The 10,507-nt window shown below is 46.1% G+C and carries 10 protein-coding genes; 5 read left to right on the top strand and 5 right to left on the bottom strand.

The genetic code is table 11. From position 1 onward, the window contains the following. The first annotated feature begins 8 nt into the window (after positions 1–8). The 4 genes from NFI80_RS16435 to NFI80_RS16420 all read left to right on the top strand — a co-directional run bounded on the left by NFI80_RS16435 (position 9) and on the right by NFI80_RS16420 (position 3,989). On the top strand, positions 9–1,550 hold the full coding sequence (locus tag NFI80_RS16435) for a hypothetical protein (protein WP_374759693.1): 1,542 nt from the start codon (positions 9–11) through the stop codon (positions 1,548–1,550). Between the two features lie 115 nt (positions 1,551–1,665). After that, complete coding sequence (locus NFI80_RS16430; RefSeq protein WP_233794963.1) at positions 1,666–3,006, top strand: outer membrane protein assembly factor BamB family protein; 1,341 nt, start codon at positions 1,666–1,668, stop codon at positions 3,004–3,006. Positions 3,007–3,143: 137 nt separating this feature from the next. Beyond that, on the top strand, positions 3,144–3,455 hold the full coding sequence (locus NFI80_RS16425) for a DMT family transporter (RefSeq protein WP_235165258.1): 312 nt from the start codon (positions 3,144–3,146) through the stop codon (positions 3,453–3,455). 15 nt (positions 3,456–3,470) lie between these two features. Next, positions 3,471–3,989 carry a GNAT family N-acetyltransferase gene (locus NFI80_RS16420; RefSeq protein ID WP_235165257.1) on the top strand — a complete coding sequence of 173 codons (519 nt, stop codon included), beginning with the start codon at positions 3,471–3,473 and terminating at the stop codon, positions 3,987–3,989. Between the two features lie 75 nt (positions 3,990–4,064). On the opposite strand, the gene dinD is transcribed toward NFI80_RS16420, so the two are convergent. Continuing rightward, positions 4,065–4,832 carry a DNA damage-inducible protein D gene (dinD, locus tag NFI80_RS16415; RefSeq protein WP_235165256.1) on the bottom strand — a complete coding sequence of 256 codons (768 nt, stop codon included), beginning with the start codon at positions 4,830–4,832 and terminating at the stop codon, positions 4,065–4,067. A gap of 445 nt (positions 4,833–5,277) precedes the next feature. On the opposite strand from dinD, the gene NFI80_RS16410 reads away from it, so the two are divergent. Further along, on the top strand, positions 5,278–5,553 hold the full coding sequence (locus NFI80_RS16410; RefSeq protein WP_235165255.1) for a hypothetical protein: 276 nt from the start codon (positions 5,278–5,280) through the stop codon (positions 5,551–5,553). Positions 5,554–5,593: 40 nt separating this feature from the next. On the opposite strand, the gene NFI80_RS16405 is transcribed toward NFI80_RS16410, so the two are convergent. The 4 genes from NFI80_RS16405 to NFI80_RS16390 all read right to left on the bottom strand — a co-directional run bounded on the left by NFI80_RS16405 (position 5,594) and on the right by NFI80_RS16390 (position 10,464). Next, entirely contained in the window at positions 5,594–7,987 is a 2,394-nt protein-coding gene (locus tag NFI80_RS16405) for a TonB-dependent receptor (RefSeq protein ID WP_235165254.1), read from the bottom strand. 152 nt (positions 7,988–8,139) lie between these two features. After that, positions 8,140–9,291: a sensor histidine kinase gene (locus tag NFI80_RS16400; RefSeq protein WP_235165253.1), complete on the bottom strand. Its 1,152-nt coding sequence runs from the start codon at positions 9,289–9,291 to the stop codon at positions 8,140–8,142. A 3-nt stretch (positions 9,292–9,294) separates the two neighbouring features. After that, the gene (locus NFI80_RS16395; RefSeq protein ID WP_235165252.1) at positions 9,295–10,053 is read right to left on the bottom strand and encodes a LytR/AlgR family response regulator transcription factor; all 759 of its coding nucleotides are present in this window, start codon (positions 10,051–10,053) and stop codon (positions 9,295–9,297) included. 162 nt (positions 10,054–10,215) lie between these two features. Further along, positions 10,216–10,464 carry a hypothetical protein gene (locus tag NFI80_RS16390; RefSeq protein ID WP_235162006.1) on the bottom strand — a complete coding sequence of 83 codons (249 nt, stop codon included), beginning with the start codon at positions 10,462–10,464 and terminating at the stop codon, positions 10,216–10,218. Positions 10,465–10,507 lie beyond the last annotated feature (43 nt).

Raw genomic sequence — 10,507 nt, 5'->3', positions numbered from 1 at the left:
TATTATTAATGCTCATCCTGGGTGCATGGACGGCCAGGGCGCAGGATGAGGCGGCCAGGTTTAAAGCCGCCGGAGTGGTGCATTACAGTGATTTCGGCGCCAAAGGTGATGGTAAGACGGACGACATCGACGCCATTGCCGCGACGCATGCATTTGCCAATTTGCACGGTTTGCGCGTGAAAGCCGACGACGGCGCGACTTACTACATTGGCGGAAAACACCTCACTGCCATTATCCGGACGGAAACTGATTTTGGCAAAGCGGCTTTCATCATTGATGACACCGAGGCGGAAAAACGTGATGCCTCTGTGTTTATGGTTAGCTCAGCGCTTAAACCCTTTAAACTGGAAATGATCAGGTCACTAAAGAGAAATCAGAAAAAGATCAATGCCACACTGCCCGGCCCCTGTCTTATCACGGTTACGAATGCAAATGTGAAGCAATACATTCGTTACGGGCTCAACCAAAACAATGGCTCTTCGCAGACGGATATTTTTGTTGTCGATAAAAATGGAAACGTGGATATGAACGCGCCTATTATCTGGGATTTTGATAAAATAACCGAGATTACCGCGCTCCCGATCGATGAAAAACCACTGAAAATCAGTGGCGGACGCTTTACTACAATTGCCAATAAAGCGGAATCCAAATACAACTATTACAGCCGGAACATTGCCGTTCGGCGCTCTAATGTGACATTGGAAGGATTGGAACATCATATTAAAGGCGAAGGCGAGCAAGGCGCGCCTTACAATGGTTTTATCAGCATTGGCGACTGCTCTTATGTTACCGTAAAAAATACCATCCTGACCGGACACAAAACTTACAGCACCATTGGAACAGCTGATAAACCTGTGTCGATGGGCAGCTATGATCTTTCGGTGAACCGGGCGCTTAATGTCTCTTTTGTCAATTGCAGCCAGACGAATGACATCAATGACAGTAAATACTGGGGCATATTAGGCTCTAATTTCTGCAAAAACCTGCTTTATGACCATTGCACGCTTTCCCGCTTCGATGCACACCAGGGCGTTGCCAACGCCACCATCCGTAATTCCACGCTCGGTCACATGGGCATCAATGCTATTGGAACCGGACTGTTATTGGTGGAAAATTCGTGTATCCGTGGCAAAAACATTGTCAACCTGCGTTCGGATTATGGCAGCACCTGGCAAGGCGAGCTGGTGATCCGGAACTGCATTTTTGTCCCGGCAAATGGCAATCCTGTCAGTGCCAGCCTGATAGGCGGGTCCAATTCAGGGCAGCACGATTTTGGCTACATCTGTTACATGCCCGAAAAAATTACGATTGAGAATCTGCGCATCGAAGATTCCGCACACCCCGAAGCTTACGAAGGGCCAGCCATTTTTGCCAATTTCAATCCGGAGATGACGAATGCTTCCTACCAAGAGAAATTTCCTTTTATCAAAACCAAACAGGTTGTGCTAAAAAATGTAACGACTGCCAGCGGTAAAAAGTTGAGGATCAGTGATAATGCGTTCATATTTAAGGGTGTAAAGGTGAATGCAGGGTCAGTTAGCGGCAAATGATATTGTTTTAGTGTGAAAAAATCTTGTTGTACGACAACGTGAAACTATGTCGGGGGACAAGAAGCTAATTTTCTGCATATCGTTCCTTTGCATTGAACAATCAATCATGGGAGCTATGAACAGGATCGCATTAGCCAGAAAACGGGTGCCCGCTATCACAAAGGGCCGGTTATTAGCTATTTTTCTTCTCATTGGACTGGTCGCCTGCGCTCCCGAAAAGATCACAACCCAAATCGACAAGGATGGTGTGATAACCCAGCAACCTCACATTTGGAAATCATCGACTTCCAATGGTCCGCGTTCTTCCGGCCTGCATAGGGGATACATTGTAGAAGATCGCGGCGTGTTAGCTGTGGGTGTTCGTGAATCAGCCCAGAAAGTGGTTGGAGAGCGATTCTTGCAGTTGAAAGACCTGGAAACGGGTGAAAACTTGTGGGTCTGGGACGAATTTGAAAATAAATCCATTGGCACGCTGCGGCAAAGCATCGGACTTTATCCCGGAAGTATGCTGCTACATGACGCCAGTACAACCTATTGTATTAACACCCTGACAGGCAAAACAATCTGGAAAACCAGAAACCCGGAATTATCATTAAGACCTTACCCGGCATTTTTAGGAGAGCGGTATTTTATGCCTGGCAGGAGCTTGGAATCGCAGAAAAAACGCCGGATAGAACCAACGATTTTTGCAGGCGATGTAAGGACCGGTGCGCTTAAAGAAATCGTGAAACCTGTTATGCGTGATGAATACGCTTATATCGACTCAGATTCCCTGTATTACCGGGGCTCAATGCTGAATATGGAAGCGTTTAGCCGGAATGGTAGTGATTATCTGGTGGTGCCTTTCACGGAGCCGGGCCCGAAGGATCAGTACAATCACACGCGTGGTTATTTTGGCCTGTATAATCTCAGCGCGAAGAAATGGGTTTACGAAAGAATAGCCATCCGTCCCGATAATGGTGGTGCTTCGGCTTGTCTGAAGCCCATTGTGAATGGTGATAAAGTGTATGTAACCTCGCTGACGACGGTTGGATGTTTTGATCTGATGACCGGCAAAGAAATATGGAGGCGAAGCCTGTCGGACATGTTCACAGGTTTCAATGATTTTATCCTTGTCGAAGACAAACTTTTGCTCAACGGAGACAATGCGACACTCTATTGTGTGGATGCCAACACCGGATCACCGCGCTGGACCCAGAAGGCAAGCGCATTAACCAGTGACCTTTACCACCAGGATGGCGTGGTGTATTACATTTACACCAAGTCGCTGCTTGCTGTGGACGTTAACACAGGAAAGCTGCTTTGGGATATGCCCTCCCCAGACATTAAACTCGAAAGGCGGCACGACTCGTGGTTTGCCGGCTTCGTTACGGGTTCCCCTGGAAAAAATGGAAAGAAGGGCAAAATCTTTGCATCCACGAATTACAATGTATATTGTTTTGAGGCAGCGTTATAGCGGGAAGGTTTGTAAAATTTTTGACAAAACGGTATTTTTGTCCCGCCGCTCAGCCTTTGCACAGCGGCCATGCAGGAGGACGACCTCCCCCGTATTGGGAACCGAATCGGGACGGCCCGGCCTAAAAGGTCAAAGTCATGTCTTGGATTTATTTGATTGCAGCCGGGCTTCTGGAAGTTGTCTGGGCTTACTTCATGAAGCAGTCGGAAGGTTTCACCCGTCTTATTCCTACCTCAATTACCATCGTCGCAATGATCGCGAGTTTCGCCTTGCTGGCCATGGCTATGCGAACATTGCCATTGAGCACCGCCTACACCGTTTGGACGGGGATAGGCGCTGTTGGGGCATTTATCGTCGGCACTTTTCTGCTGGGCGAGCCAGCCAATGCAATGCGGATCACCGCTGCATTGTTCATCACGGCAGGGCTGGTATTAATGAAACTTTCATGAAAAATAAGAAACCAAATGGATCAAATTACGATAGTTAAGGCTGGCGCTGACGATTTGACTACGGTTCAGCAGATTGGCAGGGAAACATTTTTCGAAACATTCGCAGCAGCCAACACAGAGGCGGATATGAAGCACTATCTGACCGAAAATTTCAGTGATGCTAAAATGGCCGCCGAACTCAACAATCCCCAATCACACTTTTTCATAGCCTGGCTCGGTGATAGTCCCGTCGGGTACATGAAATTAAATACGGGAAAAGCACAGACCGAACTCCAAGATCCGACCTCTCTCGAAATCGAACGCATTTATGTCAAAAGTGAATTTCACGGCAAAAAGGTAGGCCAGTTATTATACGACAAAGCGCTCGAAACCGCCCAACTCGAACAAAAAACATATCTCTGGCTGGGCGTATGGGAAGAAAACCCAAAAGCCATCCGATTCTACGAAAAAAACGGGTTTGTGGCGTTTGACAAGCATGTCTTCAAATTCGGAGAAGACGAGCAGATGGACATTATGATGAGGAAGATGCTTTGAGAGTCTATTTCTTATTCTTTTTCGTTTCTATCAAAACCTTCTTTCCTTCACGGTCCAGCCTTCGTTGCACCTTTTTTACATCGCCGCAGGAGGTAATTCCTCAGGTTTAATGCCTCGTTCGATCAGCATTTTTCGTACTGCAAGGTTGTTGTCTATATGCTCTCTCTCAATGGGTGGTATCCCTCTTAACTCTCTGCTTTGCACATTAATGCTCGTCATTTCTGCGGCCAGGTCTTTGGCTTTGAGGCTGATCGTTGGAAGGAAATCTGCTACTGGGCGGCTGTCGGGAATATTCATCTTTCGTTTTAAGAGTTGGGTTGAAAGACGAAAGAGTGCTTGGTCTCCTTTCGATCTAATGATTGCAAAACCCTTGTCATCAATACCCCGCTCATAAAGAACGCCTGACAATTGCCGTTCGGTTTGGCTAAGTTTTTCCCTCGCCTTAACTCTTTCAAAATCCAGCAACCGCTGCTCAATGATCTCTGCACGTCGTGTTTGCACTGCAAAATATGTTTGCGCAAAAGCAATTTCCGATTTCCGTGTATCACCATTCTGGGCTACCAAGTAACAAGCATATCTCGTGAGTGCGATATCTTGAACAGGTCTCTCGGATTCTGAGCCTATACTAACCATTTTCCTGACGTCAGGAAAATGGTTTTGAACGTCCTCTCCTGCATTAGTACATGCCTCTTTGGCCTTGCTTATGACTTTCTCAAAATTCTCCCATTTGGCATAGCCCAACAAAAGTTGCAGCTCTCTGGCACTCCAACATTCAACGCCTTCAATCTCAGACGCCGCTGTCTCAAAATGTTCGACTAGTAAGTTGATTTCTTCTGTTTTCATAGTGTAAGTAAGTGTCGCTCTTGTGATTGTGAAGCTTTTCTTTTTGACCATTTTCCTGACGTCAGGAAAATGGTTGTGATTCTCGAGTTTTTCGATTGCGCTTCACTTATCGGATTGATTAATCTCTGTGGTATTTTATTTCTTATTTGGTCTTTCAAGTTTGCCACTGCTCTATTTTACTCAAAGCATTTATCAAACGGCATTGATTGCGGGATTTTTACCGTTAATTCATTCATCTCCGACCCATCAAAACTTTCTTCTATATTTGCCCTGCAAACGTTTAACAATACTCATTATGAACAGAAAATTGAGATGTAGGCCAAAAATGGCACTGGAGAAGCAGAAGGGTGAAAGTCCCTGGACCTACCAAAGTTCGCTTTGTTGACGTTTGCAGTGACTTCCCCTTTTTTAAATCCAAATCCATTTTAAACAATGCAAATGTCGGATGGAAAAAGGTGTAGGCTCGAACCAACATTCAGTCAACACAACGGTTGATGCACGTAACGTATCAAATGTTAGCACGCCGCTGACGCAATCACAAGCCGATTTTTTGTATCTCGTGGAATGTCAGGGTTCCGAGGAGTTGGCGCGGTCGCTTAAAATGGTTCATGACCTGGCGCTTTATCATTCAGACGTTCCGTTTGATACGGCTGAAAAATCAGCGCTTTTCGATGTGAAGGTACTTTGGGAAGGCTTCGAAAGAATGGGAGCGAAAGTTTAGTCAGGTTGGCGGGTGGCTGTGGCGGGGCGCCGCCAAAACCTCACATAACCCCTCCGCCCATCCGGCTTTTTTCGGCTTCGTTGCCTAAGCTCCTGTTTTTGGCTTGCTTTACAGTCTTTTTCCCGAAATTGTAATTGAATGAAAGCCTTATCCGCTGATTGTCGGCGTAGGAGCGCGTGGACGTGTAGACAGGCCCGTACGAGGTGACGTAGCGGTATGCCTGGGTCCGGAATACATCCTGGATGGAGATTTTTACATTGCCATTTTTGAGGACTGCTTTATTGAAACTGAGCCACATAAAATACACTTGCTTGTTTTGCATAATCGCAAACCGATAAGGCGAATTGTAGATGAAGAGCAATTCAATTTTGTATCCTTTTGGCAAAGTGAATGTGTTATTGGTGTAAGAATTCATGCCAAATCCGCTGAAATTTACGCCGGGAATGTTGGCGATCGGTGTTTTGGTCCGGGAGGCATTTAAGACGACGGAGCAGTTGGTATACCACCATTTGAACAGCTCCTGGTTCCACGAAAGGCCTGCGTAGGCGCTGTTTACATGCTTCAAATTCTCGGGGATGCTTACAAATGACCTGGTTTCCGGATCTGTGTAAATGACATCGGAAATGTAATCCTTTGTTCGCGTGTAATTGATGAATAGGGAGAGTCCGCCTTTAGAAAACCCGGCATCAATGGTGTGCTCGTAAGACGGCCGCAAATTGGGATTTCCTACTGAAACAAGGTAAGGGTCTGAAAGCCAGCGATAAGGAATCAGGTAAGTGAGTGATGGTCTGGAAATTTTGCGGGCGTACGAAATATTGAACATATCGCCATTTTTCAAGCTTTTGTTCAGGCCTAAACTTGGAAACAATCCTGCATATTGCCGGCTCACGTCGGACCCGGTGAGTTCCTGACTGGTATTTTCGTAACGCAATCCCGATTGTACAGTCCAGCCGCTTTTGAATGCATTGTTGTAACCCGCGTAGGCTGCATAGGAATGTTCCTTGTAAATGCCGGAAACGCTAAAATTCGGGTCGATCGCGTATTGGCCGTCGATTTCGTTTTCCTGCGTGAGCGTATTGTTGTTTCCAATCACGATGTATTTCAATCCCGATTCCCAACGTCCGCGTTTTGTGGGTAATGTTAAATCAGCCTGCGCAATGAGGTTATTTTCGTCTTTTGGATTGCGAATCCTGGCCCTGGTCGGATCGCCGGAAGAAATGCCTTCGAGGCTTCTTTCCTGGTAAATGAGGTGTTGCGTGTTCTTTTTGTCAAAATAACTCTTCGTGACATTAAAAGTCAGCTCTTTGCCTGCACTGTCCAGCTTTCCGGTGTAGTTGAAGTTAATGTCATAGTTCCGGGTTTTATCTGTGGTCAACCGGCTGACGTCCAGCAGCGAGTCCAGCGTTGCCGGATAGGATTTAAAGCCGGTGTTCATGTTGGTTGTATAGTCGCTGTTCCGTGAGCCGCTATTGAGCCGGATGCCCATGGTGTTGTTTTTGTTTGGCGTATAGTCAATGCCGCTGAATGTGGAAAGTCCGTCTGTTTTGTAATTGGTCAATGCTTTGGTGTCCATAAATCCGCCGGGGAATTTGCGGATCAATTCGTCTTCCGAGCCAATATTTTCCAGCGTGCCATTGATAGAAGTGAAGACATTCCATTTCTCCGATCTGAAATTCACCGAGGCATCGGGATAAAAACGCCCGTATTCACCTTTGGAATAAATCAAGCTTAACCGACCGTTAAAGCCTCTTTCCAGACTCTTTTTTGTAATAATATTAATAACCGCCCCGAAACTTGCATCGTATTTGGCAGATGGATTTGGAATAACTTCGATTTTCAGGATGTCTTCCGCAGAGAAACTTTGCAGGAAGTTGGTGAGGGAAGTCTGGCTGGTTTGCCGGCCATCTACCAATATCAGAACATTGCTTTTGTTGCCAACCTTAATCCCCATCGGCGAGGATTGAACCAGAGGCGCGTATTTCAATAGATCCTCCACTTTATTTCCCTTGGCTATGACGCTGTTAGCCACATTCAGGACCATCCGGTCGCCCTTATTTTCTACCAAACTACGCTGGCCCTTCACAGTAACTTCTTCCAGGTTAGCAACTTCGTCAGCCAATGTGATCTGACGGAATTCCTGGATTTTATTTGTGTCGTTTAATGTAAATTGATTGGTAAATGCTTTTGCAAAACCCACGTATTGAACGCTGATCCTATACGCACCTTTCAAAGGATGATCTATTTGAAAATCACCGTTTTCGTTGGTCAATCCGCCTTTTACAATGCTTGAATCGGTAGCTGCCAGAAGCGCCACCGTTGCGTAAGCTGCTCCCGCGTTATTTTTATCAACAACCTTTCCTTTTACAATGTATTGCGCGCGTAGCATGCTTGTTATAAGAAGCATGCAGATCAGCAGAGCGGAGAATTTTTTCATGGAGCTGAGGATTGAATTGTACTGGTTTTTAGATTGTACAAATCAATCCGGAATACAGCGGATTTGAAATCTTCTTAGATCAAGTATGTTGAAAACTAGACGAAATAGGGTGCCGGTATTTCGTCGATTTCAGAACCGGTTTCGTCGATCCGCTAGGCGGCTGTGAGTGGCATTGAAAGGATTACTTTGAATGTTTGATCCTTTGCAATTGTCTCAAAATGGTAGCGATTGGGATAGTAGATTTCCAGTCGTTTTTTCAGGTTGGCGAGGCCCAGGCCAGTGGCTTGTTCAGGTGCTGGTTGCGCTTCGGCAGATCTTTGGGGAACGCTGTTGATAATGTTGCATTCCAGCTTATCGGGATGGATAAATATTTTTATATCAACAAAAGAAGGATGCCGTGAAGCATGTACACCGTGCTTGAATGCATTTTCCACGAGTGTGATCAGCAATAGCGTCGGGATTTCGTGCGATTGCAGGATACTTCCTTCCTGAACCAGGCTCACTTTGCAGCGATGCGTATTCCGGATCGATTCCAGCTGCACATATTGATTTAGATAGGCCATTTCTTTCTCTAGCTTAATAAATTCTTCATTGGCTTCATACAAAGCGAAACGAATGATTTCCGAAGACTTTTGTAGATACTCGGCAGCCTCTTCCGAAATGGGCAGGATCTTGGCATAAGCGGCATTCAGCACATTAAATACAAAATGCGGATTGATCTGTGTCTTCAAAACTTTCAGCTCCATGCCCAATGCTTCGGTTTGCAGTTTTTGCCGCAGAATGGTTTGCCGGGCTGCATATAGCCCAACTTTAACCGACGCTGTGAACAGTAGCAATTCTAGTTCTGAAAGATCGTAGGCAAGTACGGTCCAGGTCAGGGGATCTTCGAGCCGAAGCAGTTTTAAATGCAATCCTCCGATCAAGCGAAAGCGTTCCGGCATCGTTTCCAGGCCATAAGTCATATCAACAAACATGAAAATCAGCGTGTTGAAAGTATGCAGAGATAGAATGGTGCCGAAAAAAACGGCTAATCCCAGCAAAAATCCCTTTAAATACCTGCTAAGAAAGTTGTATAGTGCTACGCAGAAATAGTAGTTTGGGATAAACTTTAAAAAATAAATCACACCCACCAGTGTGAAGCGCGGATCAGCGACGACGTTGGAAAGGGTAGGGAGTGAATAGGCAAAATGCAGCACAATGAAGCCTATCCAAAAACAGACGTGATGGGCGATCCGTACGGCCGGTGTTGGTGGGAAAATGAGAGATTCGAAAAACGAATGTTCAGTCCTGATGCTATTTCCCATGCTCTATTTCGCTGTCAGCTGTCTGAATATCTCATCGCGGGTTGGCGAGACGGCGATGGCGACTTCCTTGCCATTTTGCAGTGTAATGGTGTTGCCCTCGATCATGCGGATTGCATTCCGGTTGACAATGTAGGAGCGGTGCGTGCGTACAAATGGTGGGAACGGCAGCTTTTCCATCATCGCCGACATCGACATTAATGTGACGAGCACACCGCCGGTATAATGCACTTTAACATAGTCCTTTAAGCCCTCGATCAGGAAAATATCTTTAAACCAAACACAATACATTTTACGGTCAGCCCGGATCCAGACATATTCGTCATTGGCAGGACTTTCTGGTTTGATTTCGGGCAAAGTGGATGTTGGCTCAGTGATTTGGCCGCCTGTGATGAGCTTTCTCACTTTGGTGACGGCTTTTAAAAACCGGTCGAATCCGATGGGTTTCAGCAGAAAAGCGGTCACGTCAAATGTAAATCCGTCGACAGCGTATTCGGGATAAGCGGTGGTCATGATCACGTGGAGCTCGGTCGACTGGATGATGTTCAGCAGATGGAGGCCTGAAAGCTCAGGCATATTTACGTCGAGGAATATAATGTCGGGCTTTCGGGCCGAGACAACCTCGATCGCTTCAATGCCATTATAACAACTGCCCTCAAAGGCCAGCCACGGCACTTTTGCGATCAGAAATTTGAGCACCTCATGCGCTGGTTCCTCATCATCAATAATCAGACATTTTATTTTTCTTGTAGTTGTATCGCTCATTGGCCTGCATTTGAATTCGCGTCGTGAATATGGATACTAGAAGTCACATTCACAACGCTTCTCCTGCTTGCAGCGGCGGCGGTTCATTTTTTAAGGCCGCCTAATCTTGCTTTGGCCGTGCGTTGTATCATTACTAAGAAGCAGAACAAACATTTGAAGCCATTAACACCCCGAATATTCCGGCCGGAAAATGCCGTTGAGGGCGGCGATTGTCTTTTCTGCGATTTTGGTCCCGTCCGTTAGTTCAATGTAAGGGTTTGGATCGTCGGCGTGAATCTCCTGAATGACTCCCTGAGCGCGTTCCAGTCCGTTGATGTCCAGGATCATTTCTGCTTTTGCCCCGCGGTTTTTGATATCGGTCAGCATTTCCATAAAGCTTTCATTTACTGATAATGTTGTGCGAACGTCCATAATTTTGTGTTGGTTTTTTGTATTTAAATCAGCTGAATCAGCA

The organism is Dyadobacter chenhuakuii (assembly GCF_023821985.2).
In the GTDB taxonomy this organism is placed as follows: domain Bacteria; phylum Bacteroidota; class Bacteroidia; order Cytophagales; family Spirosomataceae; genus Dyadobacter; species Dyadobacter chenhuakuii.
This window is presented reverse-complemented; position numbering and strand designations above follow the sequence as displayed.